This is a genomic window from Bacillus sp. NSP9.1 (assembly GCF_000465465.2).
GTDB classification, from domain to species: Bacteria; Bacillota; Bacilli; order Bacillales; family Bacillaceae; genus Bacillus; species Bacillus sonorensis_A.
The window spans coordinates 3,172,426-3,198,595 of the sequence record NZ_CP048273.1; the positions used below are offsets into that span (position 1 = coordinate 3,172,426).

A 26,170-nucleotide genomic window follows, 5' to 3' on the forward strand; every position below is an offset into this window, starting at 1 on the left:
CGGCGAACACCCTTTTGCTTTTTGTTTTTATCTTGAGTGTGCCTTCGGGCTACCCGAACATCTTCTTCACAAGCTCGCGGTTGCGCTCTTTGAAAACCTCATTATGCGACGACACCATCGCGCTCTTATGCGCTTCGGGATCAATATAGCGTTTGGCGCTGTTCACTGCGTTTGCCGCATCCTGAAACGCACCGGCGATCAGGTGCAGCTTGCCGTCGTAATGCAGGATATCCCCAGCCGCATACAGCCCTGGCACCGAAGATTGAGAGTTGGCGGTACCCGCGATAAAATAGTCATCAACCCGGGTAATATCCAGCCGGCTGTTCTCCAGCAGCGATTTGTCGCGTTCATATCCATGATTAATAATGACTTCGTCTACAGGCAGCTCGATAACCTCACCGGTTTGAGCATTTGTGAGCTCGACTCGTTCGATCACCTCATGATCATCTGAAGCGATCAGCTTGGTAATCTCGGTATGGAAGAAGCAGCTCACCGAGCTGTTCAGAAGCTGATCCACCTGGGCCTCATGCCCGCTGAGCGCTTCTTTACGGTAAGCGAGGTAAACCTTCTTCGCTACAGGCTCAAGCTCGTTGGCCCAATCGACAGCCGAATTGCCGCCGCCTGAGACAATGACCGTTTTATCTTTAAAATGCTGCAGCGACTTGACCGTATAATTCAGATTGGACACTTCAAAACGCTCTGCCCCTTCAATCTGAAGCTTTTGCGGATTCAGGATACCACCGCCTACAGCAACGATGACCGTCTTGGACAAATGCACCCCTGAGGCAGCCGTATGTAATTCAAACAGCCCTTCTTCATTACGGGCAATCGACTCCACTTTCTCATTCAGCAGCACTTCCGGATGAAATGTTAATCCCTGCTGCACCATCTGTTCAATCAGCTTCGCTCCCGATATCGGCGTTTGCCCTCCGACATCCCAAATCATTTTTTCCGGATAAACATGGACCTTCCCCCCCAGCACGGGCTGATATTCAATAATCTTTGTTTTCATCCCCCGCAGTCCGCTGTAAAAGGCGGAATATAATCCAGCCGGTCCTCCGCCGATAACCGTCACATCATATACTTCATTCCTGTTCATCGCTCTTCACTCCTAGTATAGTGCATGGCTTATCTCCATGTCGTAAATGATTATCATTATCATTTAGTGTACTTTGACTTGTTCATTTTTACAATCCATTTTTGATTAAAAATTGATCTTGCGGGTCCACACAATCATCAAAGCAGCCGATCATCAGTGAGGCTTTTAAAAAAAAACTGCAACCTCTCCATTACAAAAAGATTCGATAAAGTCATAAATCTTTTGTAACAATGTGAAAATGTGTATATCTTACACGAGCAAAGATGAACAATACACTCGTCTTTATCGGTGATGATTTAGACCATGACAATCTTCAGAAAATGCTGTGTGACTTAAAGAATAGGAGCGTATCAACGGCTCATTCATGCAATTTAGCCTTTTCTTCTGTTTGCTTTTGACTTTGAAAAGAGATAAAATAGGTTGTAAATCGTAATTATTACGATTTAATTGACTATGGATCGGTGCAAAAGCTGGCGAGCGGTTTATCCCCTGCTCGTTTGTATCATCTTTGTGAAATGACAAAAAGAGCCGGAGGATGTTTAAGACAGTTTATGATCGGCGCTTTGATGCATTTAAATGCTCCATTACAAATCGTAATAATTTTGTTTTATTTGGAGGGAAATGACACATATGGCGACATGGGATTTAAGTAATATGAAACATCATATCTTTATTTGCAACGGCAGCAGTTGCAATCGGGTCGGAGCTGAGGAACTGACTCAAGTGATTCGGCAAGAAATCTCAGACCGGGAGCTTGACAATGTTATTCATACAACGCGCACGCGCTGTAATGGCAGATGCCAAGATAAGTGCGTGGTCATCCACTACCCGAAAGGAACTTGGTATAAAGATTTAAAACCTGAGGATGTCCCCCTCCTGATTGACTCGCTTTGTACCAATGAAGATTATAAAGAAAAAGCAAGCCATTTGTATGATGGCCAACGTTTCGAGCGTTCATCTGACGTCATCGCCGGAGTTGCAAAAGACAAAGAAAAAGTAGTCAAAGTATCGAAAAAATTTTAAATGGAGTCGAATGATCATGCCTTTAACTAAAAAGAAAATTCCTGTCACCATTCTCACTGGATATTTAGGCGCCGGGAAAACCACACTTTTAAATCGAATACTTACGGAAAAACACAATCAAAAGGTTGCGGTTATTGTTAATGAGTACGGAGAAGTCGGGATAGACAATCAGCTCGTCGTTGATTCTGAAGAAGAAATTTTAGAAATGAACAACGGCTGCATCTGTTGCACGGTCCGCGGAGATTTGATTCGTATTCTGAGAACTCTTGTATTCTCAATGGATCAAGGGAAAGTTGCATTTGATCGCGTTTTAATCGAAACAACGGGACTGGCTGACCCTGCCCCCGTTGCCCAGACTTTTTTTATGGATGAACTGTTATCCGACATATTTGAAGTTGACAGCATCGTCACGGTAGTAGACAGCAAGCATGTCACCAGACATCTGGATGATCAGGATGAAGCGCAAGAGCAAATCGCATTTGCTGACGTCATCATCCTCAATAAAACAGATTTAGTATCGAATAACGATCTGAAATCCTTGGAGCAAAGACTTGTCAACATTAATCCTACGGCTAAGAGGCTGCATGCCAGAGATTGCAAGATCAATTTAAGAGATATACTGGGAATCAATACGTTTGACGTCAATCGAAAAATTGAAATCGATCCTCATTTTCTAAAGGATCATCATCACCACCATCATGATGATAAAGTGTCTTCTATTGCTTTTCGGGAAGAGAAGCCTCTTGACTTGGCAAAGGTGGATCATTGGATGAGTTATCTCGTACGGGAAAAAGGAGAAGATTTATTACGTTATAAAGGAATCCTTTCTATTAAAGGGGAAGAATATCGAATCGTATTCCAAGGGCTTCATATGTTGTTTTCAGGACGTCCCGATCGGAAGTGGAGCGAAAACGAGACAAGACAAAGCGAACTTGTTTTCATTGGAAAGGACTTAAACAAAGAAGAATTGGAACAGCAATTTAAAAACTGCATAGCGAAGTAGCCTTAAATATTTATGATCAACTGTTGACATCAATCAAGAGCAATATGTGCTTCTACGCTTGGACGTTATAATAAAACGAACAAAATAGCAGCCTTCCTCAAGGGAGGCTGCAAATATAATATCTTAAATAATGGTTTCAGTTATCTACATGTTAACCTCAGCTATCATCTCCGCTTAACCATATTCAATAGGATGAAACTTCGCTCTGTTTATTCAACACATCCCATGAATGAGAGGCAATGAAAAAAACGAACTTCTCTTCCTGTACTTACTCAAATATATGTCCTGTGGTCAGGATAAAATATCAATGGGTTTCCATTGATATAATGAGTCTCTGTTTTCAATCATACCAAGCCCCGGGTAAGGAAAATGACAGGAATGAATGAAGGCTTGCTCCTTGCAAGCCAATTGTATCAATTGATTCCTAGTAGTTATCCCCTGTACAGGATCTTCTTCTAGTACGACACGCAAACTTGTATTAGAAATGCTGTGTGGAATATTGAATACATCATTCGTGATCAAATATACGCCATGATTTGTACGGACTTCAACAGTTAGATGTCCGGGTGTGTGACCCGGTGTATGTTTCAGCCATACATCCGGTAATATTTCAGTATCCTCTTCAATCAATGTCAGAAGCGGAAGTACTTTGTTTATGACCTTGAATTGTCTGGAATCAGGAGTTTGTTTCGCATATAACCATTCTTTCTTACTCATGATATGAACGGCATTTGGAAAAGCAGGTTTTTCATTTTTTACAAGCCCTCCGGTATGGTCTGCATGACTGTGTGACAAAACAACGTAATCAATCATATGACGATGAATCCCAGATTGTTCTAAGCGTGTTAATAAATGCCCTGACTCCTGTTCGCCTGCCTCTCCAAACCCTGTATCAATTAAAATAAGCTTACTCCCGATTTGCAGGCAGACAAAATTCAGCGCTACCTCGAATTCACCAGGAAAGCGCTCAACTTCCCGGTCACCATTTGCCCCTGCCAGAAAAAAATCCTTTGTTACAGGAAACTGTCCATCAGAAAAAACCATCATGCGAAAAGAGTCAAATTTGATTTGATATGGCCGGTTCACAGGGAGTCCCCCTCACTTTTTTGATCTGTTGCTCGGAACAGGATCAAAGCCTCCCGGATGAAGAGGGTGGCATTTCAGCAATCGTTTGATGAGCAGCCAGCTGCCTTTTATAAATCCAAACCTTTGAATCGCTTCAAGCCCATAGTTGGAGCATGTTGGATAAAACCTGCAGGTTGGCGGAAATAGAGGTGATATCGCCTTTTGATATAATCGAATGAATGCGATCGCTGCCTGTTTCATGATTCCTCCCGAAGATATCTTGCTATATCCTTTGCAAAATATGTAACGATAAGATCGGCTCCGGCCCGCTTCATAGAAAGCATGCTTTCCAATACTGTATTTTTTTCATCAATCCAGCCGTTTTGCGATGCTGCTTTTATTTGCGCATATTCGCCGCTTACTTGATATGAAACCAGCGGAATATGGAGAGAATTTCGCATATCCCTCATGATATCTAAATAAGGAAGACCCGGTTTAATAATAATAAAATCTGCTCCCTCTTCAAGGTCAGACTGAGCCTCGCGAAAAGCTTCTAAACGATTTGCCGGGTCCATCTGATAGGTTCGACGATCACCGAAAGCAGGCGAATTATCCGTGGCATCTCGAAATGGTCCATAATAGCTTGAAGCATACTTGATACCGTACGACATGATCGGTATGTCTTGATAACCGGACTCATCCAGCGCATGTCGTATATACGTCACAAATCCATCCATCATGCTTGAGGGCGCCAGAATATCGGCACCTGCCTCAGCTTGAGATATGGCGACTTTTGCATGTATATCTAAAGACACGTCATTATCAATCCTGCCGTTTACCGGTATGCCGCAATGGCCTTCTGTTTGATAGTGACATATACATGTGTCTGTTATGATGACCAAATCAGAATCTAAAGCCTTGATTTGCCTAACCGCTCGTTGAACAATGCCATCTGATGTATAAGCAGACGTTGCCAAATCATCTTTCCAACTCGGAATGCCGAAGAGAAGAATCGCTTGAATCCCCAGCTGTTTTAATTCTTGAATTTCCTTATCTAATAAATCTAATGTCAGTTGATAAACGCCTGGCATGGAAGGTACTTCTGTCTTTAACCCGATACCCTCTTGGACGAACAGAGGATATATGAAATCGTTAATGGAAAGCCGATTTTCTCTTACTAAATCCCGTATACCTGGCGTTGAACGCAGTCTGCGATGCCGAGAGAATGTGAAAAATTGCTTCAATGTTATTGCACCACTTTTCTAAATGAGTTAACCTTAAATCGTAATGATTTCGATTTGTATTTTAAAGTATATACAATCACATCAATCATTTCAATGTTAAAGGAAAGGAGCAATCATGATGTTAGAAGATTTATATCGAGCCGTTATCATGGACCACTCAAAATATAAGCGGAATTTTCGAAGAATCGAGCATCCCAACGCTTTATTTGTTCATTATAAAAACCCCACTTGCGGCGACGTCATCACTCTGTATATTGATATAGAGGATAACAGGATAAAGGACGCTTCCTTTATAGGGGAAGGATGCAGCATTAGTATGGCGTCTTCATCCATAATGACTGACCTTATAAAAGACAAAACAATGACAGCAGTCGAAGACATGCAAAAATCCATGGAAGATATGATACGCAATGGGACAGAACCACAAGAGGAAACACTGGGAGATGCGGTTTCCTTCATAGGCGTTCACCCTTTAAAAGCTCGCCATAATTGTGCTTTAATGCCTTGGCAAGCCTTAGAAAAAATGAAAAAATTGACGGGAAAACCGCAATAAATAAAAACGACCAAGCTCGCAAAAGTATCCCATGGTTCATGCAGCCTCACGATAAATGAGCCTGCAAACGACTGCCAGCTCCCTCCTTCCCTGTCAGGAAGTCTGTGGCTTGTTCCGACCTGCTGACATTCGATCTATGCATAAAAGGTCGTAATACTGACGATCTCGCACCTAAAAATAAAAAACACTTCACAAATCGTAATGATTATGATTTAATAGGGAATTAGTTCATGAAGTTAAGTGTTTTTGTTGATTTGAATGATCAATCACACGAAATGAACGAATCAATACTTTTCAAGAAAGAAGGAATAAACATGAAAAAATATACGACAGCAGCTTTGATTGCGGCGACATGTCTTTCACTATTTGCTGGATGTTCGGGAAATGAGGAAAAACAAGCAAGCGGTTCCTCATCAGATGATCAAAAATTACAGGTCATCACAACATTTTACCCAATGTATGAGTTTACAAAGCAAGTTGCCGGAGAAAAAGCAGATGTTGATCTTTTAATTCCATCTACTGTTGAACCCCATGAATGGGACCCCTCTCCAAAAGATGTTCAAAAGATCGGGGAAGCGGATGTCCTGATTTATAACAGTCCTTATATGGAAACATGGGAACCCTCTATCGAAAAAAGTGTAGGAAAAAATGGACCGACTTTTGTAAAAGCAAGCAAAGGCATTGAACTGATGAAAGGAACTGGAGAAGAGGAAGAAGAACATGAAGAATCCGGGCATGAGCATACATATGATCCCCATGTATGGTTAAGTCCTGTCCTTGCCCAGCAGGAAGTAAAAAACATTACAAAAGCGCTTGAAAAAGCAGACCCGGACAATAAAGCTTACTATGAAAAGAATCGCGATGCGTTTTTGCAGAAATTAGAGGATCTCGATCAACAATATGAGTCAACATTAAAAGATGTTCCAAACAAAGAGCTCATTACACAGCATGCAGCGTTCGGATATTTAGCGAAACAATATGGATTAACGCAAGTGCCTATCGCAGGCCTTTCCCCTGAACAGGAGCCAAGTGCAGCTAAGCTCGCAGAATTAAAGAAGTTTGCCCAGAAACACCATATTCAAACCATTTTCTTTGAAGAACTCGCTTCTCCGAAAGTTGCGAAAACATTAGCAGATGAAATTGGAGCTAAAACAGAAGTGCTCCATACGTTAGAAGGACTAAGTAAAGAGGAGCAAAAACAAGGGCTGGATTATATTGATTTAATGAAAAATAATTTAAAACAGTTAGAATCGTCATTATCTCAATGATGAGACACGCAACATGTTTTTGATGGAAAGGTAAGATTGATATTGGAACTTATTTCATTACACAATGTGATATACGGATATGAGCATACACCTCTATTGGAAGATATCACATTCACCATTAATAGCGGAGAATTTGTCGGGATTACGGGACCTAACGGAGCCTCAAAATCCACGCTTCTCCGCCTTATGCTTCGTTTGTTAAAGCCCTGGCATGGACGTGTGGATATCAGCACAACCAATTCTAGCGGAGAACGTTTGAAAATCGGATACTTGCCACAGCAGATCGCATCTTTTAATGCAGGGTTTCCGAGTACTGTACTTGAGCTTGTACGCTCAGGGCGGTACAAGAAAGGAAGCTGGTTTAACAAATTAAAGGAACAAGATCATAAAAAAATAGAAGAATCACTAAAGATGGTCGGAATGTGGGAATTTCGTGATCGCAAGATTGGCCATTTATCTGGGGGACAAAAACAAAAAGTTTGTATAGCAAGGATTTTGGCTTCAGAACCTGACATACTTGTCCTGGATGAACCTACAACAGGTATGGATGTTGAAAGCCGCCGGTCCTTTTATCAAATGATGGACCGGCAAGTGCAGCAACACCAACAAACCGTTATCATGATCACCCATGACCAAGACGAAGCGGAGCCATATTTAACAAAGAATATTCGATTAGAGAGAGGTGAGAACAGCAGATGGAAATGTTTCATTTGGAATTCATGCAAAGAGCCTTCTACGCAGGATGCTTAATCGCGATCATCGCTCCATTACTCGGGGTCTTTCTCGTCCTCAGACGACAGGCTCTAATGGCCGATACTCTATCTCATATTTCACTAGCCGGCGTCGCCATCGGTTTCTTTGTCCATACGAATATCACGTTATCAAGTTTTTTAGTTGTAACGGTTGGAGCCGTAGGCATTGAATATATGAGGAGGGCTTACCGTACGTATTCCGAGGTCTCCATTGCCATTTTAATGGCTGCTGGTCTTTCTTTTGCCCTCTTTTTATTAAGTGTTACAGAGGGCGGTATGACAACGAATATTGAGCAATACTTATTTGGCTCTATTGTAACGATCAGCACTGAACAGCTTTACATTATGGGCGGAATTACGCTGCTTGTCTTATTATATTTCTTTATGTTTAAAAGACAGCTTTATTTAATGACTTTTGATGAGGATACAGCCGAAACAAGCGGAGTAAATGTTCGGCTGCTTTCTCTTTCATTCAGCATTCTAGTTGGAATGACAGTCGCTGTGATTATACCAACAATCGGCGTTTTGCTTGTGTCGGCATTATTAGTGCTTCCAGCGGCATTTGCCATTCGGCTGTTCAAAGGCTTTACAGCTGTTTTTTCGGTTTCTATCATCATTGCTCTTTTTAGTATTCTCTCTGGTCTTACCTCTTCTTATAAGTGGGGTACACCTCCGGGAGCAACCATCACTTTATTGCTAGTCGTATTTTTAATAGCGGGATTTATGATACAGAAGGCCGCTTTTCTGGTCAAAAGAACACGACTTTAAGATTTTTTAAAGAGGTTGAATCGGGCACAAAAAGGAAAAATCAATGAAGAGGCCTGGGATGATATAATCCCAGGCCCCCTTTTTAATTGGTGTCGCTTTAAGTAAGGGAATCATTTAAACATAACTGCCTGACGGGGCGAGTAGTCAGCTCCATTCCCCCGGCTTCTAACCGTAGCATTCCAGACAGCTAATGATACTTTTTGTGAAATAAGTTACGCCAAGGTAAATGTGTCTCTTTCAAATTTCCTCAATCATCCCTTTCGAGACCTTACAGCTTCCCAGTCAAAAACTGCGCTTCGCCGAGGCCGAAACTCCAATCGGCATCTCCGTTTTCGGTAATGGAAACCATTACATCTTCAGGGGAAATTCCGCATTCTGCTTCAAGTTTTTCAGCCAGTAAGGGGTACAATTTCTCTTTTTGACTCTTCGTTCTCGTTTTACTGGTGATACTGATCACAACCAAATCCTTGGATCTATTTAATCCCAAACCTGTATCTTGAATAATGAGCTCATTTGCCGGATGCTGATGGACAATTTGATAGCGGTCTCTCTCAGGAACGTTAAAAGCTTCCACCATCGCATCGTGTGCGGCATCCAACAATGTTTTTAATGCTTTTTCATCGCGGCCCTCTATTAAATCGAAACGTAATAATGGCATCTTGTTGATTTCCTCCTTCATGGTTTCAAAGCTTGTTAGACAAATAAAAGGGTATTATTTCGATTTGTACACAACGGTTATATCCAAAATGATTTCTGCTAACTTGATAACAACATATCACATAACCAAAACATAATCAACAATTAATCATTTGTTGTTTTGTCTGACACAGGATAGAAAACGTCCATTCTGAACGCAAAAAAGTGTTGATGATACATTGTGACAAGATTAGTATGGAAATAACAGTTAACCAAAACATAACAATAAAATAATCATAAAGTGATTGATCCATATTTCAGAAAGTGCCTTTTTGTATTCTGGTTTGATGGTCATTGTTTGGCTCTGTTAAAAGACACACAATCTCCCGGAGGTTATGTGATGTCGATTTTCATTGTGGCCATTGGCATTCTTATTCTGCTGTTTCTCATCATCAAAGTAAAATTAAATACCTTTATCTCGCTTTTGGTCGTTTCATTATATAGTGGCAATCGGGCTTGGGATGGCTCTTGACAAAATCGTTCTTTCTATTGAAGCCGGAATCGGCGGTCAGCTTGGTCACTTAGCTCTCGTTTTCGGGCCGGGTGCGATGTTAGGGAGGCTTGTGTCAGACGCAGGCGGCGGTTTGATTCATCTTCCGCTCCGCGCCTCCTATGGCTGAACCATAACAAAAAAGCTATGCTCCTCTGTCCCTTTTCAGGCCCTCCCCTATCTACAACCATCGTAAAGTTGCTGTTCAAATGAAACGATCTTCCAAGATAAAAGGAACGAATACTGTCTTAACAATTTTGAATATCACTTCATATGAGAGGTTAATGATAAAATGAAGCATCGGCTGCATCGATAGCAGCCGGCTTGTTGCAGCCGTTACAAATTTCGACGTAATCGGCAAGTAAAATGGCGCCATTTGCTAGTTACAAAGCGCCATTGGGTAGGTAAAGTCATAACTGTCCCGGCAACAAGGCGGAATTCTAAAACGAAAACTTAGGAGGCCGATCTGTATGACGTCCCATACTCGTATAAAAATGCCGGCGGGATTTTGGGCAGGATTACGTCAATTAGGGATTGCCCCCCACGATGTGGTCCGAAAAGCACGACTGCCGCTCACCATTATAGCTGAACCGGTTGTCACCACCGCCCAATATTTCGCGATTTGGCAGGCTTATTCCGATCTCATTGATGACATTGCCGAAGGAATCATCAAGCTTACAACCGCCTTTGAAACAGCACATTTCCCACCGACCGTCTTAGCGACTTACCATGCCCGTGACTATCGCGACGCGCTCAAGCGAATGGCCCGCTACAAACAACTGTGCCCCCCGGAAAGGTTACACATCACTGAGAAAGGTGAGCACTGTACAATCGAACTGGAATCGCTGAATACCGAACAATCGGTTCCTCCGATGCTGGTGGGTATTACGCTGGCATTTCTTCTGGAGCTGGGCCTCCGGGGGACTGGTCAACATTTGCAGGCGAGGTTCGTCGAATTTTCGCAGCCAATGGGCAATGTGCAAACACTTGAAGCTTACTTCGGCTGCCGTATTCAGATCGGTACAAATTGTAACCGGTTGACATTGCATCGAGAAGATCTGGACCGCCCCTTTATCTCGTACAACGCTGAGTTGCTGGAGGTTCTGACCCCTGTGCTGGACCAATCGTTGAATCAGCAGCAAGCAAGCCTCTCAATCACCGGAATGGTCAAGTGGATATTGAAACGCAGCCTAACGAGCGGGCGGCCCGATATTCAGACTGTCGCGAGCGAATTGGGGATGAGCGATCGTACCTTGCAGCGTCGGCTTACAGACGAAGGCACAAGCTTCAAACAGCTGTTGACACATGTCCGTCACGAGCAGGCTCGAGAGTACTTGGCAGACCCCTTGCTTGATATTAAAGAAGTGGCCTTCCTGATTGGCTATGAAGACCAAAACTCGTTCTACCGCGCCTTTCGCCTTTGGGAAGGTGAGACTCCTGCAAATTGGCGTACTGAACACTTAGGTGCAAACTCGGATAAATGAACATTGTCTTAAACGTAAATTTTTCAACACGATAAAAGGAGAACTCGATAATGGATATGGGATTAAGCAATAAAACAGCTTTAGTTACTGGATCAACGAAAGGCATCGGTAAAGCCATTGCCATCGAACTTGCCAAGGAAGGCGTGAATGTACTCATCAACGGCCGAAGCGCTGAAGAGGCGGAACGAACTGTAAAGGAAATCAAATCCGCTTTTCCGGCCACCTCTCCGCAAAATGCTGCAGCCGACATTGTCGATATCGGACAAAGAGAAGCTTTATTTGAAAAATATCCCAATGTTGATATTTTAGTTAACAATATGGGGATCTATGAAATAATGCAATATGAGGACGTGGATGATGAAGTATGGGAAACATACATCCGCACCAATGTTCTTGCTGCAAATGGTTTATCTAAATTTTATTTACCTAAAATGCTGAACAATAATGATGGCCGGATTATCTTTATTGCGAGCGAAGAAGCCATTATGCCTTCAGGACAAATGCCTCAGTACTGTATGACAAAATCAATGCTGTTATCTTTGTCAAAAAGTCTATCGAAATTAACAAAAGGAACAGAAGTGACTGTCAATACGATCATGCCGGGACCAACACTTTCTGAAAATGTGCAGCAAATCATTGAGGGTATGTACCTTGATGAAGAGATGACGTTTTCAGAAAAAGAGAAAGACTTTATGGCAGCAAACTTGCCTCAATCTGAAATACAGCGTTTTATCAAGCCAATTGAAATCGGCAGACTCACAACATTTGTATGCAGCCCTTATGCATCCGCCTTTAAAGGTTCGCCAATCCGTATGGACGGAGGGATGGTACCGACTATTTTTTAATATTTTCATAGTTAGAGAAATTAACCGTGATCAAGGGTGAAATTCAACGGTTTAGCGATTTGACTTTTCGGTGATGGATGAAACGGCGGTTTTGATGTTGGAGCATCCTATCGTTTAACAAAACATACTGCATCTTTCCTGCGCTCTCTTATGAGGGCTTTTTTCACATTAAAAACAGCAATATTTTTTGTAAATCCTCTTGAAAATGACATGTTTTTGGAGGATGATTATAGATGTTTTTTAAACGATAGGGGGAATTCTTTTTGAAAAAATGTTTACTGGCTATAGCTGCATTGACTTTCAGTTTTTCATTGACAGCTTGCAACTCAAGTACCGCTTCTCATAAAACCGAAGAAACCGCCGATGTGACGGCTGAAAACGCGGATCGTGTTCCTGTAACACTGACGAAAGCTGTTGATGGAGATACAATCAAAGTCAAGTACAAAGGAAAAGAAGAAACAGTCCGCTATTTACTGGTTGATACTCCGGAAACAAAAAAACCAAATTCATGTGTCCAGCCCTACGGAAAAGACGCTTCTGAGAGAAATAAAGAATTGGTTAGCAGCGGAAAACTCGAATTGGAATTTGATAAAGGTGACCGCACTGATAAATATGATAGACTGCTGGCCTATGTTTATGTCGACGGTCAATCCGTCCAAGAAAAGCTGTTAAAAGAGGGCCTTGCCAGGGTGGCTTACATATATCCTCCAAATACAAAATACGTGGAGCAATATAAAGAAGTTGAAAAAAGCGCGCAAAGCAAACAACTTGCGATTTGGAGCAAATCCGGCTATGTAACCGATAAGGGTTTTAATGGGTGCGTTTCCGCCAAAGCAAAAACGGTACAAAAAACAAATCCAAAACAGAGCACTCCTCAAAAACCGGCCAATTCGCCAAGTGAAAAAAGCGCTTCTGACTCCGCTCCGGCAACAGGAAGTACTGAAGTTTTTGCAAATTGTACCGAATTGAGAAAGAAATACCCGAATGGTGTGCCAAGCTCTCACCCCGCTTATCAATCAAAAATGGATCGCGATCATGACAATTATGCTTGTGAACGATAGATAACTCGACCACGGGCTTTTTAGGCTTCAACACATTCAAAACAAGCTGGGGCGATAAGCGCCAGCTTGTGAGGTATATGATTGAACTTATAGGGCCGGCGCTTTTCTGATCACCATTTAAGCCGGCAGGACTCAAATCGACTTAGACTCGATTTTCAGTTTGATACTGTTGGATTTATAGATCACCTTCACATTGTACTTACTCGGCAAACCCTTCGTCTCGATTGAAGAAAATGATCCATGACCTTTATTAAAGGTGATGATCGCAGCTCCATCGGCCGGTACATAATTGTTCGAAAAATGGAGGCGCAATGTCCCTTTCATTTTTGCCTTGCCTTTGATTTTAAGGATATCTTCTTTACCGCTAAGATTGAGCTCAAGTACACCTTTGGCAGATTGTTTGTAGTCTCCCCCGATGATCAGTTTTCCTGACACATCTTCCTTCAGAGTGCCTCCGTTGTTTGACACATCACCTCTTCCAAAGGCTGTTTCCGAGCCGCCTTCAAGTGTTCCCTGGTCAATCCTTGTACCGCCGGAATAGGTATTGTTCCCCTCCAGCTTTAAAGTGCCTGTCCCTTTTTTGGTCAGCTTTCCGGAGCCGGAGATATCGTTGCGCCAGCGATCCCATGCATAGAAGCCGCCTTTTGCAGAATCCATGGTCACGGTAACGTCTTTAGGAAGTGCCCCATATCCATCGGCTGCGGAAAAGAGATTAAGCCGCCCCCACCCTTCAGCATCATCAAGAACAGGATATCCGGAAGGAAGTCCGGTAGTCGCTAAAACCAAACGGCGCTGCTTTTTATCAAAGTATGGGAAGCGTGTTTCCAGCAGGACTTCAGCGCCCTTAGGAACCACCACCGGTTTCGTCGTCCGCTTGATTTGACCAAATCCATATGTTAGTCGCTGCGTATATTGTTTTTTATTGACACTATAATCGTTGAATCTATCTTGGGCTGTACCTGTTTCGGTTAACAGCTTGCTGTGAGCTTCATCATAAGCAGCCTTCTTCAAGCTTTCATTGGCTGGATCAGATAGGATAGCAGCTGCCAATGCGGTTGCCATGACCCGTCCTCCCATGACATCGAGCGGGGAATGCATACCGGCGACAATACGGTTATGGCCGAGCTCCGAAGCCCTGGTAAGCAGCTCCTGATAGCGCTCCGGTATTGCATAGGCCATGGCAAAAGCGCTGAGATATGCGGCATTTGTATGTCCGCTCGGAAAACCTCCATCTTTGTTTGGATCAGGATTGATAGCGGGAACAAGGGTTGGAACAATGATGGAATTGTCTTTCCAGCGAAACGGGCGAGGATAATTGAAATAGCCTTTAGCCGGATTCGTTGAAGAATAGTTGCCGCGTAAAGTGTTGACCAAGCTCACGACGTGACCAAGACTCGAACCCGTGCTGCCTGAATTGGTTCCTTCATCATGATATTTTATCATCGAGGCGTCGGCCGGGATGCTGTTGATCGTTGTCGTCGCTCCCGCTTTCGTTCGATATACGTCAGTAAGTGAACCAAGACCATCAATCACACTGTAGCTCTGCTGCCTGCGATCATCAAAATATGCAGCATTTTCCTCAAGCGGGGTCCGGCTTTCAGCAATATCAACGACTTTTTGAATATTGGCATCCAACACGCCGCTGTTCAGCTTGATACCGCTATCCCACGTATGTCCGGGAACCCAAAGCTGATTAAATCCGGAAAGCATCCCGATCACCGGATTGGAATTCACTGTCATATTAGCAGCGTTATTGTTTTTGTAATGATCTATGAAATGTCCTGAAGGGGTCGGAGCTGCTGTTCCCATTTTGGTTGCCGCGCCCGCATGGCTTACACTCAGGGAACTTTGAAGAAGCGCCAAAGAAAATACAGCGGCCAATAGCTTTCTCATCCTTAGTCGTTTCATTCTCACATCATATCTCCCTTACTCTTAATCTCCAAAAGCGTTTCCCAACGATCAAGTTATAAATGATCGTATCGTAAATTTGTTAATCAAATCGTGTTGTTTTATTAATGTTTTGTTTATATTTTGGGATTTACGGGCTGGAGAAAAGCTAAAAAGAGGCCGGAAAAAATTCCGCCCCCTTTTATGAATTCCATTTTCGCAGTGGTTCGCGTGCCTTTACTTTACATCTGCCCTTTAAATTTTAACAGCCTTAATGCGTTTAAAATGACGATCAAGGCTGCGCCTGTATCACTTAATACGGCCATCCAGAGGGTAAGCCAGCCGGGAAAGATCAAGGCTAGCGCAGTGATTTTAATGATGATCGAAAACCATATATTTTGTTTGATAATGGCTAAGGATTTCCGGCTTAATGTTAGGGTGTGAGGAAGTTGATCGAGATGATCCGCCATTAAAACAATATCTGCTGTCTCCATCGCTGTGTCGGTTCCTGCTCCCCCCATGGCTATCCCTAAATCAGCCGTTGCCAACGCGGGAACGTCATTAATGCCATCTCCAACCATGGCTGTTTGATACCCTTCCTTTTGCAATGTCTTGACGATATCAACTTTATCCTCCGGTAATAATTCAGCAAAATAACGATCGACCTTCGCTTCTGCAGCCACCATTTTTGCAGTTCCTTTGTGATCTCCAGTCAACATGACCGTTTGCGCTACTCCGCTGTCTTTTAATGCTTTTAAAGCAGAAGCAGTGGTTTCACGAATAGGATCAGAAACGGCGACAAGCCCAATCAATTGCGTTTCCGTCCCTATCAAAACAACCGTTTTTCCATTGCTCTGCATCTCTTGAACATGTTCCTTCACATTCTCTAATGATATATTCTTTTCACTGAACAGTTTAGGATTTCCCGCATAAAAAAGAGTGCCATCAATTGTCGCCTGAACGCCTTTTCCGACTATGTTTTTGAATAATCCGGCATTCTTAGCCTTTATTCCTTTTTCATTCGCGTAATCGACAATCGCTTTCGCAATAGGGTGTGTTGAGTAGGTTTCCAGCGTTACAGCTGTTGAAAGCAATTCTTCCTCCGGGACATTCAATGCTTTTATTTCTGTCACTTTAGGCTTACCTTCGGTTAAAGTACCTGTTTTATCAAATGCAATCGCATGAATAGAGCCTGCGACCTCTAAGAACGTTCCACCTTTGATTAAGACTCCGTTTTTCGCCGCATTGCCGATGGCAGATACAATGGCAACTGGAGTTGAAATGACTAAAGCGCACGGACAAGCGACAACGATTAGTTCGAGCCCTTTATAAAACCATTCTCCCCAGGCGCCGAATCCAACAACCGGAGGCAGAACCATGACCGCTAAAGCTAAAAGGAAGACAACCGGTGTATAAATACTTGCAAACCGATCAACAAATGCTTCAGTCGGCGCTTTTTGCTCCTGAGCTTCTTCAACTAAGTGAATGATTTTTGATATGGTTGTATCTTCAACCAGCTTTGTCACTTTGATCTCCAGTGATCCATTTTCATTGATCGTCCCTGCGTATACTTTGTCACCACGTACCTTATCGACAGGAATGGATTCTCCTGTGATCGGAGCCTGATTGACGCTTGATTCTCCTTGTATGATTTCACCATCTAAAGGAATCTTATCGCCCGGCTTGACGATGATCGTCTCCCCTATGGATATTTCTTCGACAGGCCTCTTCATGATCTCAGCATTCCCTTTAACCCAAGCTTCAGGAGGGGCCAGATCCATTAGATCCCGTATCGAACTCCTTGTACGATCAATTGATTTGGTTTGCAGAAAGTTGCCGATGGCAAATAGCCAAATCACAGTAGCACCTTCAACCCATTCCCCTATAAGAGCGGCTCCGATTGCCGCAGCAGACATCAGTACATTCATATCAAGGGATCGACTTTTGATTGCATAAAAAGCACTTTTAACCGGCTTATACCCACTGATCACCATTGCAGCTGCATAAAGCAAGGCAGACACCAATGCTGAAACACCTGTCAAGGATCCGATAAAACCAAAGGCAATGAATAAACCGGACATGATGATCAAGCCGCTTTCCTTATTGCCCTTTTTCACTTGTATTGGTTGGCTTCTCGAATGTAATGAAGCTTTATAACCGATTTTAGCTGCTTCAGAAATGATTTCTTCAACACGGCCGGAATGCGCAATTTTCATTTTTCCGGCGGAGAAATTCACACTGACATGTTGAACAGACGGATGAGTGTGAAAGTGATTTTCAATGCTTTTGGCACAACTTCCACAATCCATACCTTCAATATTGTATATTTTAATATTTTTATGTTGATTGAAAGATTCTATAGCATATCCGAGTCTGTTTATTTCATTCTCAATCGGAAGCAAAGCATCTGCGCGATCTGCAGTCACAAGCATTTTTGCTGTACCGTAGTTAACCTTGACCTCAACGATATCACTTAAGGCCATTAAACTTTTTTCGATCGTTTTTGCACAAGCGGGACAATCCATACCGTGAACGCTATATTCTTTCCGTACCGTTTCTTTTGAACTGCAGTTCTGTAACCGCTGGGCTGCAACAGCTGCCGTCTTCTTGTGTATTCTTGTTGGATTGAGAGTGACTGCAGCAATTAACTTCACCCGGAATGCCATCAGACACCGAAGAAGAATGAATAAATCCAGCTTTGTTCGCGGAACAACAACTTGACATCATTTTTCCAGTTTTTTCGCTGTTGTGATTTGTACTGCAACATTTGTCAGCCATTTTCATTCCCCCTGATCGATATGCCTGTCACAACACGCAACATCATGCTGAACATCACCTAAAACAATATCGAACATCGCCAGCAAGTCTCTTATATGTTGATTGCGTAAACTGTAATAGCAGTATTTCCCCTCATTTCTGCCGACAATAATTCCACAACCTTTTAGGCAGGCAAGGTGTTGTGAAATATTTGATTGATTGCCGTTGATCTCTTCTACAATCTGAGAGACTGTTTTTTCTTTGTCTTTGATACATTCAAGAATTTGCAGTCTTGTTTTATTTGAAAAGCCGTGAATTAATTTCACTTTTGTATCTATTTTGTTATGTTCCATCTATTCTCCCCCTCACATATTAGCCACACCTAATATGTTTGTTGCTATCATATTAGCGCTGTCTAATATGTGTGTCAATCAAAAGAAGAAGAAAATGGCCGTTACAATAGAAGTTTAGCGACTCTTTTTCTATATATGCGGCGCCATTGATCCTTGATCCCCTCCTGCTGAAGCTGCAAAACCCGCTGCAAAATTAAGCTTTTCCTTTTGAAAACCGGATGAATTTTAAAAAAGTGCAGTTCAGCACATTCACAATAAAACTCAAGCTTGATTGTTCTTTTATCTTCATGCAAATACATACTTTCAAAAATCAAGTCAAACCGCAGAAAGACTTGATTTGTTCCATGTATTTATTAAAAGGCTGTATTTATACTATACATATCTTAAAGAAAAGGAGTTTTACACGTGAACATTCAACAAATTCGTAACGCTACACTTGTTGTCGAATATGCAGGCAAAAAGTTCTTAATAGATCCAATGTTAGCCGAGAAAGGTGCTTATCCTCCATTCCCGAATGCGCCAAGACAGAATCAAAACAATCCTTTAGTTGAATTACCAACATCTGTCGACAATATGATTAAAGATATTGATGTTGTTATTGTTACCCATCTACATTATGATCATTGGGATGAGGCTGCTAAAGAGGTATTGCCAAAAGATATCAAGTTGTTCTCCCAAAATGAAGAAGATGCAGCTGAAATACGAAATGCCGGATTCAAAAATGTCGAAGTGTTAACAAAAGATACAGTATTTGAAGGTATTCAATTAATCAAAACGAAAGGCGAACACGGAAGAGGAGACATGTTAAAAATGGCAGGCCTTGTATGCGGCGTCGTCTTCAAACACCAAAGCGAGAAAACATTATATGTAGCTGGAGATACCGTATGGTATGAGGGGATTCAAGAAGAGATTGATACACATCAACCAGAAATTATTGTCGTAAATGGCGGTGATAATCAATTCTACGAGGGCGGTTCTCTCATCATGGGTAAAGAAGATATCTATAAAACGCATAAGGCTGCCCCGCATGCGAAAATGATCGTGAGCCACATGGAAGCTGTGAACCATTGGGGATTATCAAAAGAAGAATTAAAATCCTTTATTCATGAAAAAGGAATCGCTTCTCATGTTTTAGTGCCTGATGATGGGGAATCCTATTCATTTTAAATTGAAGCGTGAGTGTCTTGTAGTTAAGGAGAGGAGTGTTCAGATGTCAGTTGAAAACAATAAAGAATGAATCCGTCGATACTTTGCAACAATTGAACAGGAAAAGTACGATGACTTAAAAGACTTTTGCCATAAAGACTTTGTATTCTATCCGCAATTAGATACACTGTTTCCAGGTGTAGAGGGTTTGCTTTCCCAAGTTTCAAAATGCCGATTAAAGCGATGACAGCTGAAGGTGATCTTGTAGCCGTTTATTTTATTTTTGAAGGTAAGCACACAGGTGCCCCATTTGCCGGAGTTCCTGCGACGAGGAAATGTTAAATTCTCTCTTATGATGTTGTTACGTATTGCCATGTGGATGTACATGATATTCTTGTCCAGCTTGGCGCCAATGCCTAGTGAGAGAAATAAGAAAATCATTTTACTTCAGAGATCAAGCAATGGCTTGGTCTCTTTTTTTATGTTGTGAAGCCTGCCTCGGACTATTTTTAGACGATGATAGCATTTCATCACTCTAGATCACCACCTGTTACAAATCCGATCTTCGCGGTCATATCACATCATGATCTCAATCCAAATGTTCAAAGCGGTACCAAGAATCAACACCGCAAGAATGGCCCGAAGAACTTTGGTATTCATTTGCTTGCTTAACATCGTTCCCAGTGGCGCAGCCATCATACCGGCGATCACCATGATGAGAGAAGGCCAGACTAACACAGCACCAGCCATCAATTTCCCGATAGCTGATCCGATGGATGATATGAATGTAATGGCAAGTGAAGATCCAATCGCGATTCTCGTAGGAATCTTGAGGATGATCAGCATCATTGGGACTAAGATAAACGCGCCTCCAGCTCCGACAATACCGGAGGCGATTCCGACAATCAATGCGAATAATACAGCAGTTGTTTTATGAAAAGTAACGCTCGTTACCTCCCGCTCATCGATTCCCCTTTTTGGCATGAACATCATGATCACAGCCATAGTAGCCAAGATGGCATACACGACATTGATGACATCTGCCGAGAGGAATCTTCCGCCATATCCTCCCAACAGACTTCCGATAATAATAGCGCTACCCATATACAAAACGAGCTGATAATGGATCAGCTTGTCTTTTCGTAAAGACCAGAGAGCTGAAAGGGTGGCAGAAAAAGTTTGGATGACAATGATTCCGGATACTTCGTGGGATGTGTAGGCCGCAAATCCGAGCGCTGGAGGAATGTACAGAAGCATGGGATAATTGATGATCGATCCCCCGATTCCAAAAAGCCCGGACATAAAAGATCCTGTAAAACCGATCAAAAACAATGTCATAATCAAACTGATTGTCATATGTTCCCCTTTCACCCTAAGCGCAGTTGGAAATGTCAAACATGTGTCTTCCAGTTGCGCCGGGGAATCGATTTGCATAAAAGATTAGAGGCTGCCCCTTATCACACCAGGGCCAGGCCGTCTTTCTGCCACTGGACAATTCCGCCCTTCAAACTCAAGACTTGTTTGAAACCGCCGTTAGCTTGCAAGATGCTGGCCCCAATGGCAGACCGGGCTCCGGAACGGCATTGCACAAGGATCGGACCGTCTTTGTTGATTTCTTCCAGCCGCTCTTGAAGCGTTCCCAGCATGATGTGCTGCGCATTCGGTATGTGACCTTCCTGCCATTCAGTCAGATTGCGAACATCAAGTACGTGTACAAAACCGTCTTCCACTAATTTTGCGATCTCAGGTGGTGTGATTTCCGCGTATGTTTCAAGTGAAAAAGCACCGCTTGCCAGGATTTTTTCACGATCCACAAACCCTCCCACATTGTCAATGCCAATGGAGCGGAGTGCTTTTAGGAGTTCATCCACTTCATCCGGAGTCGTGATGAAGTACACAGGACGATTGTAGTCGATAAACCAGCCTGCCCAGTTCGTAAATGCTTTGTTAAATGGAATGTTGATCGTACCTTCCACATGTCCTTCGGCAAATTCCCGGGAAGGGCGGGTATCGACAATTTGTCTGTTTCCCTGCAAACTTTTTACTTGGTCCATCGAGGTGATTTCCCGCACGGCAGGGAGGTCTTTAAGCAAGGCAGGGCCTTCTTTATTGACCCGTTTCATCACGGCGAAATATGTTGGCGGTTCCGGTTGTCCATCAAGCAAAGCTTTGACGAATTCCTCTTCATCGCTGTAACCCATTGCCCAGTTAAACATCTTCTCATAGCCAACGGTGGAAGAAGGAATCGCTCCAAGTGCCTTGCCGCAAGCGCTGCCCGCGCCATGAGCCGGCCACACCTGCAGATAATCCGGAAGTTGTTTGAACTTCAAGAGAGACTTGAACATCGCTTTTGCCCCCGCTTCTGACGTTCCCTTGATCCCCGCCGCTTTTTCCAGCAAGTCGGGTCTGCCGATGTCGCCTACAAAGACGAAATCTCCTGTAAAGATGCCGATAGGACGGTCTTTATGTCCTCCGCGATCTGTTAACAGAAAAGAAATGCTTTCAGGGGTATGACCGGGGGTATGGATAACCTCAAACATCAGGTTTCCGATCGAAAAGCGATCGCCAGCTTTCACTAGTTGATGGTTCAATTCATCGGCATATTGATATTTCCAATCTGCATCGCCTTCATCGGAAAGATACAGCTTCGCTTGATGGGTAACGCCGAGTTCGCGTGCACCGGAAACAAAATCGGCGTGAATATGAGTTTCAGCGGCCGCTCTGATTTTTAGCCCTTCTTCTTTGGCTGTTTTCAAATATGGTTTTAGATTGCGGCCTGGATCAATTACAATCGCTTCCCCTGTTTTTTGGCAGCCAACCAGATAGGATGCATGGGCCAGCTTTTCATCGTAAAAGTAACGCAGCAACATGTTACATTCCTCCTCTTGGATCATGATTTGTTTTTCTCTATATGCACTTTTAATAGCGATTGGATAGCGCAGCATTTTTACCGGAGATTATGACCGTTTCGGGGCTTGTCCTTTTTTCGGTGTGACGTCTTACATCCATCCTTTTAACATGCCATTCCAATAAATCATGGGAAGCAGCCTTCTTTTCAGCAGGTACATGCTGAACCGTTCCTTAGACTGATCAAACGGAAACGTTTCCTGCGGCACCTTGTTGTAGTCAAACTCAGCCAGTACCAATTTATTGTATCCTGTCACAAGCGGGCAAGAGGTATAGCCATCGTATTTCGCATTTAATGGCGAGCCGTTCATCAAAGACGTCAGGTTTCGGACCACAACCGGCGCTTGTTTGCGAATCGCTGCTCCTGTTTTGGAGGTCGGGAGGCTTGCGCAGTCTCCAATTCCGAAAACATTGGCAAACTTTTTGTGCTGCAGCGTATACGGATCAACATCGACCCATCCGCCGGCATCCGCCAACTCGCTGTCTTTTATACATTCAGGCGCTTTCATCGGCGGGGTGACATGAAGAAGATCGTATGTTAATATTTCCTGTTCATTCGTCTCCAGATTCTCGAACAAAGCTTCTTTTGAATCCGGCCGAATTTCGATCAGGTTTCTTTTGTACATCGTTTGGATGCCCTTGCGCTGGACGACTTTTTCGAGCGCATCTGCATATTTCGGGACATCAAAAATGTTTGCTTTCGCTGACGCAAACATCAATTCCGACCGGTTGCGAACATTTGACTTGCGGAAATAATCGTCTGCCAAGTACATAATTTTCTGTGGAGCTCCCCCGCATTTCACGGGAGAATCAGGATGAGTGAAAATGGCGGTTCCACCTTTAAAACTGCGGATATTTTCCCATGTGCTGTCCACCGTATGGTATGAATAGTTGCTGCAAACCCCGTTTTTTCCCACCGCATCTTTCAAGCCTTTGATCCCGTCCCAATCGATTTGCAAACCGGCTGCTGCAACGAGATAATGATAGGAAACAATCATTCCTTGTTTGGTCAAGAGTTTGTTTTGTTTCGGCTGAAACCCTGTTACAGCATCGCCAAGCAAGTCAACGCCGGCAGGGATCAGGGTGGCTAGATGACGCTCCGACTCTTCCTTCTTCACTACACCTCCCCCAACTAATGTCCACAAAGGTTGGTAGTAGTGCTTGGTTTTCGGGTCAATGATGGCAATTTGTCCTTTGAGTTTTTTCGAAGCCCGGACAAGACGGGCAGCTACCGAAATACCAGCAGTCCCAGCCCCTACAATGATCACCGAATAATGAACGTGTTTTGTCATAGTTCCCCCCCTTTTCTGTAACTGGATCCTTTAGTGCGTGTTGATTTTTCATAAGATGCATATCTCTATTTTTAAGTATACGCTCGTACCATTTTTTCCATATAGGGGAACTCCCCTATTTATGCAGGCCCCTGCACCCTCAAAAAAAATCCCCTGAACTGCCAAGAGACAGGTCAAGGGACGAGAGGTTACAACGCCAGCTCCAAATACTTGTTTTTGATCGCATATTGGATTAACTCGTGTTTGGAATCCAGCTCTAACTTCTGCATGATATTCGATTTGTGGTTTTCCACTGTTTTAACACTAATTGACAGTTGATCAGCGATTTCCTTATTGGCATAGCCCAGTACAATGAGCCTGACAATCTCCTTTTCGCGAACGGTTAAAACAGAAGGCGGTTTTTCCGACTCTGATTTCAGCCATTGACTGATCATGTGTTGGGATACGGATGTCTTGTAAAAGTATTTTCCCCTGTTTACCTCGACAATTGCCTGAAAAAGCAGTTCGCAATGGCTATTTTTTAAAACATACCCTTGAGCCCCTGCTTCGATTGCTTTATGGACAAAGATCTCCTCGTCATGCATCGTCAAAATGACGATTTTAACCGATGGTTTCAACTTTCGGATCTGACTGCTCGCTGTAAATCCATCCAATCCATCTGGCATCGACAAATCCATCAGCACCACATCAGGTTCCAACTGATTCGTCTTGATGATAGCCTCGTTACCATTGTGGCTTTCTCCCACAATGGTGATTTCGGGATAACCTTCTAAAAGCACACGGATACCTTTCCGAATCATCGTATGATCATCGACCAGCAATACCCTGATCACTCTCCTTCCCCTCCCTATACTGTACTTGCACATGAATAGATGTCCCTTTCCGGGGAATGGAGTGAATCTGAAGACTTCCTTCAATCTGATCTACTCTTTCTTTTAGATGGTTAAGTCCCAGACCTTCCTGCACCAGTTCGCGCTTAAATCCTATGCCGTTGTCCTGAATCTTCAACATCAAATCGTCGCCTACTTTGAACAAGATGACCTCAATCAGCGTGGCTTTCGCATATTTCAGGGCATTATGCAGCGCTTCCTGAATGACACGGTATAAATTGATTTCCAAAACCGGCTGCAAACGATCATTGACATTGCTGCAGGTAAACGTAATCGAAACATCCTGATGAGTCTTGTTCAAGCTGCTAACGAGATGCTTGATCGCAGGGACGAGTCCCAGCTGATCGAGACTTTGCGGACGTAATTGGAGAGAGTAGAGCTTGACGTCTTGTATCGCTTTTTCCAGCTCATCCACGATCTCCTGCATGTACGTTCTATATTTCTCTTCCTGGTCAATGCGCGATTGAATCGCTTGAATACCTACTGAAACCGAATAAAGCGATTGTCCTAAGCCATCGTGCAGCTCCTGAGCCAACCGCTTGTGTTCGTTTTCCTGCGCTTCCAACGTCTTCTGCAAAACCAGCTTGGAGATCCTCGCTTCTTCTTCCTTTTTCTTCATCGTTAAATCTTTTAAAACCAAAAGGACTTTCTGTTTCTTTTGTTCACCGTTTTCATAGATGACAGCCGTGCTCATCTCCATGTCGACGAATCGTCCCTCATAGGTAGGCATTGAGGAAAGAAAATAAGGAGCTTCCCGCTTGGCCAGCAAATAACAACGCTCCTCTCCCGCTTCCAGTTTTCTCGCTTGACAGTAGGAACAGTACGGTACCTTGTCCCCCAATTTCCATCCCGTCATCTTCTCTGCTGATGGATTCATCACCAGAATTCTACGTTCTTGATCCATCATAATGATTCCATCTTGCAAGTGTTCGTAGATTTGCCTTAAATAGCGGCATTCCAGCGCTCTTCCTTTTCCATCTGGTAGCAAACCATTAGAAAATGTGCCTGTCTCCAATGATTGACAACAATTTTTGTCGCCGCGGGCCAGCTTTTTACGTTTCAATTTAGATCCCCCTTACTCATGATGAGAGAATGACCTTCAAAGATTCGATAGATTCCGCCATTTATAACAAGGATGTCTCGCTATGCGGGTTGCTCTCTCTTTGGACAGACTCATCAAAGTGGTCTACATGCGGTTGATTGGCAATGACTGCATCGAACGTGGTCAAGCTGACTAAACAATTTTATTAATCTCTTGTAAGAATTCAGGAATGGCGGGCAGGTGCCTTGCTCCGATCGCGATTCAAAATGTTTCATTTCGAATGATTGAATAACTCTTTTCTTTATTTTACCTCTAGCCGATGACGGAATACATGGACAAAATCAAGTCTTTTTGCCGTTTGAATTGATTTTTGAAAGAGTTTAATCTATGGATCAATGCCCTTTCCCTGGAGTGAAATGACTCTTTATACAATTGATAGATTGTGTTCAACTTTTGTTCCAATTGTTCAAAATGTATAAAACGGGCTTCTCTTAAAAGAAGCACAGGAATTGTGAAGACTGAAAGCCAATTGAAATACGGGTTGA

Annotated in this window: 24 protein-coding genes and 2 pseudogenes; 12 read left to right on the forward strand and 14 right to left on the reverse strand. The window is 43.1% G+C overall.

Features of this window, described 5'->3' with window-relative positions; genetic code table 11:
• Positions 1 to 49: 49 nt before the first annotated feature.
• A complete protein-coding gene (locus M654_RS16590; protein ID WP_026587986.1) occupies positions 50 to 1,099 on the reverse strand; it encodes an NAD(P)/FAD-dependent oxidoreductase in 1,050 nt (349 codons plus the stop codon).
• 630 nt (positions 1,100 to 1,729) lie between these two features.
• Here M654_RS16590 and M654_RS16595 point away from each other — a divergent pair.
• Complete coding sequence (locus M654_RS16595; RefSeq protein ID WP_026587987.1) at positions 1,730 to 2,122, forward strand: (2Fe-2S) ferredoxin domain-containing protein; 393 nt, start codon at positions 1,730 to 1,732, stop codon at positions 2,120 to 2,122.
• 10 nt (positions 2,123 to 2,132) lie between these two features.
• Entirely contained in the window at positions 2,133 to 3,125 is a 993-nt protein-coding gene (locus M654_RS16600; protein ID WP_026587988.1) for a CobW family GTP-binding protein, read from the forward strand.
• Positions 3,126 to 3,416: 291 nt separating this feature from the next.
• On the opposite strand, the gene M654_RS16605 is transcribed toward M654_RS16600, so the two are convergent.
• Genes M654_RS16605 through hemB form a run of 3 tightly spaced genes read right to left on the reverse strand, consistent with a single transcriptional unit; the run spans position 3,417 to position 5,434 of the window.
• The gene (locus M654_RS16605) at positions 3,417 to 4,211 is read right to left on the reverse strand and encodes an MBL fold metallo-hydrolase (RefSeq protein WP_026587989.1); all 795 of its coding nucleotides are present in this window, start codon (positions 4,209 to 4,211) and stop codon (positions 3,417 to 3,419) included.
• 12 nt (positions 4,212 to 4,223) lie between these two features.
• Positions 4,224 to 4,451, reverse strand: a complete 228-nt coding sequence (gene yidD, locus M654_RS16610) for a membrane protein insertion efficiency factor YidD (RefSeq protein ID WP_026587990.1) — start codon at positions 4,449 to 4,451, stop codon at positions 4,224 to 4,226.
• Entirely contained in the window at positions 4,448 to 5,434 is a 987-nt protein-coding gene (gene hemB / locus M654_RS16615) for a porphobilinogen synthase (RefSeq protein WP_026587991.1), read from the reverse strand. The genes yidD and hemB overlap by 4 nt, the downstream gene beginning before the upstream one ends.
• Positions 5,435 to 5,546: 112 nt before the next feature.
• Here hemB and sufU point away from each other — a divergent pair, with 112 nt between their 5' ends.
• The 4 genes from sufU (at position 5,547) to M654_RS16635 (ending at position 8,775) form a co-directional block, all read left to right on the forward strand.
• The gene (gene sufU / locus M654_RS16620) at positions 5,547 to 5,987 is read left to right on the forward strand and encodes a Fe-S cluster assembly sulfur transfer protein SufU (protein ID WP_152520980.1); all 441 of its coding nucleotides are present in this window, start codon (positions 5,547 to 5,549) and stop codon (positions 5,985 to 5,987) included.
• Positions 5,988 to 6,301: 314 nt separating this feature from the next.
• Positions 6,302 to 7,255, forward strand: a complete 954-nt coding sequence (locus tag M654_RS16625) for a metal ABC transporter substrate-binding protein (protein ID WP_026587993.1) — start codon at positions 6,302 to 6,304, stop codon at positions 7,253 to 7,255.
• Between the two features lie 42 nt (positions 7,256 to 7,297).
• Positions 7,298 to 8,005 (forward strand): metal ABC transporter ATP-binding protein, encoded by a 708-nt coding sequence (locus tag M654_RS16630; RefSeq protein WP_026587994.1) that lies wholly within the window; start codon positions 7,298 to 7,300, stop codon positions 8,003 to 8,005.
• Positions 7,951 to 8,775, forward strand: coding sequence for a metal ABC transporter permease (locus M654_RS16635; RefSeq protein WP_026587995.1), 825 nt, complete (start codon positions 7,951 to 7,953; stop codon positions 8,773 to 8,775). The genes M654_RS16630 and M654_RS16635 overlap by 55 nt, the downstream gene beginning before the upstream one ends.
• A 268-nt stretch (positions 8,776 to 9,043) precedes the next feature.
• Here M654_RS16635 and M654_RS16640 read toward each other — a convergent pair whose 3' ends face one another.
• The gene (locus M654_RS16640) at positions 9,044 to 9,433 is read right to left on the reverse strand and encodes a tautomerase family protein (protein ID WP_026587996.1); all 390 of its coding nucleotides are present in this window, start codon (positions 9,431 to 9,433) and stop codon (positions 9,044 to 9,046) included.
• A gap of 378 nt (positions 9,434 to 9,811) precedes the next feature.
• Between M654_RS16640 and M654_RS16645 the strand changes: the two are divergent.
• From M654_RS16645 to M654_RS16660, 4 genes and pseudogenes are all read left to right on the forward strand, one after another.
• Positions 9,812 to 10,055 (forward strand): annotated as a pseudogene (locus tag M654_RS16645) (GntT/GntP/DsdX family permease); the annotation flags it as partial.
• Positions 10,056 to 10,431: 376 nt separating this feature from the next.
• The gene (locus tag M654_RS16650; protein ID WP_026587997.1) at positions 10,432 to 11,445 is read left to right on the forward strand and encodes an AraC family transcriptional regulator; all 1,014 of its coding nucleotides are present in this window, start codon (positions 10,432 to 10,434) and stop codon (positions 11,443 to 11,445) included.
• Between the two features lie 50 nt (positions 11,446 to 11,495).
• Positions 11,496 to 12,290, forward strand: a complete 795-nt coding sequence (locus tag M654_RS16655; protein ID WP_026587998.1) for an SDR family NAD(P)-dependent oxidoreductase — start codon at positions 11,496 to 11,498, stop codon at positions 12,288 to 12,290.
• 263 nt (positions 12,291 to 12,553) lie between these two features.
• Positions 12,554 to 13,351, forward strand: a complete 798-nt coding sequence (locus tag M654_RS16660) for a thermonuclease family protein (RefSeq protein ID WP_026587999.1) — start codon at positions 12,554 to 12,556, stop codon at positions 13,349 to 13,351.
• A gap of 132 nt (positions 13,352 to 13,483) precedes the next feature.
• Here the strand turns inward: M654_RS16660 and M654_RS16665 are convergent, their stop codons facing one another.
• The 3 genes from M654_RS16665 to M654_RS16675 all read right to left on the reverse strand — a co-directional run bounded on the left by M654_RS16665 (position 13,484) and on the right by M654_RS16675 (position 18,348).
• Positions 13,484 to 15,259 (reverse strand): acid phosphatase, encoded by a 1,776-nt coding sequence (locus M654_RS16665; RefSeq protein WP_035428213.1) that lies wholly within the window; start codon positions 15,257 to 15,259, stop codon positions 13,484 to 13,486.
• 221 nt (positions 15,260 to 15,480) lie between these two features.
• Complete coding sequence (locus M654_RS16670; protein WP_236251144.1) at positions 15,481 to 17,892, reverse strand: heavy metal translocating P-type ATPase; 2,412 nt, start codon at positions 17,890 to 17,892, stop codon at positions 15,481 to 15,483.
• Positions 17,893 to 18,018: 126 nt separating this feature from the next.
• Positions 18,019 to 18,348 carry an ArsR/SmtB family transcription factor gene (locus M654_RS16675; protein ID WP_026588001.1) on the reverse strand — a complete coding sequence of 110 codons (330 nt, stop codon included), beginning with the start codon at positions 18,346 to 18,348 and terminating at the stop codon, positions 18,019 to 18,021.
• A gap of 405 nt (positions 18,349 to 18,753) precedes the next feature.
• Here M654_RS16675 and M654_RS16680 point away from each other — a divergent pair, with 405 nt between their 5' ends.
• Both M654_RS16680 and M654_RS16685 read left to right on the forward strand, forming a co-directional pair.
• A complete protein-coding gene (locus M654_RS16680; protein WP_026588003.1) occupies positions 18,754 to 19,515 on the forward strand; it encodes an MBL fold metallo-hydrolase in 762 nt (253 codons plus the stop codon).
• Between the two features lie 222 nt (positions 19,516 to 19,737).
• Positions 19,738 to 19,836, forward strand: coding sequence for an ester cyclase (locus M654_RS16685; protein WP_236251279.1), 99 nt, complete (start codon positions 19,738 to 19,740; stop codon positions 19,834 to 19,836).
• Between the two features lie 234 nt (positions 19,837 to 20,070).
• Here the strand turns inward: M654_RS16685 and M654_RS16690 are convergent, their stop codons facing one another.
• The 6 genes and pseudogenes from M654_RS16690 to M654_RS16715 form a co-directional block, all read right to left on the reverse strand.
• Complete coding sequence (locus M654_RS16690) at positions 20,071 to 20,850, reverse strand: sulfite exporter TauE/SafE family protein (RefSeq protein WP_026588004.1); 780 nt, start codon at positions 20,848 to 20,850, stop codon at positions 20,071 to 20,073.
• Positions 20,851 to 20,951: 101 nt separating this feature from the next.
• Positions 20,952 to 22,364: an MBL fold metallo-hydrolase gene (locus M654_RS16695; RefSeq protein ID WP_026588005.1), complete on the reverse strand. Its 1,413-nt coding sequence runs from the start codon at positions 22,362 to 22,364 to the stop codon at positions 20,952 to 20,954.
• A 129-nt stretch (positions 22,365 to 22,493) separates the two neighbouring features.
• The gene (locus M654_RS16700) at positions 22,494 to 23,693 is read right to left on the reverse strand and encodes an NAD(P)/FAD-dependent oxidoreductase (RefSeq protein WP_026588006.1); all 1,200 of its coding nucleotides are present in this window, start codon (positions 23,691 to 23,693) and stop codon (positions 22,494 to 22,496) included.
• A gap of 188 nt (positions 23,694 to 23,881) precedes the next feature.
• Positions 23,882 to 24,526, reverse strand: a complete 645-nt coding sequence (locus tag M654_RS16705) for a response regulator (protein ID WP_026588007.1) — start codon at positions 24,524 to 24,526, stop codon at positions 23,882 to 23,884.
• On the reverse strand, positions 24,501 to 25,571 hold the full coding sequence (locus tag M654_RS16710) for a PAS domain-containing sensor histidine kinase (RefSeq protein WP_026588008.1): 1,071 nt from the start codon (positions 25,569 to 25,571) through the stop codon (positions 24,501 to 24,503). Before M654_RS16710 ends, M654_RS16705 begins: the two co-directional genes overlap by 26 nt.
• 477 nt (positions 25,572 to 26,048) lie before the next feature.
• Positions 26,049 to 26,147 (reverse strand): annotated as a pseudogene (locus M654_RS16715) (thioredoxin family protein); the annotation flags it as partial.
• Positions 26,148 to 26,170: the final 23 nt, after the last annotated feature.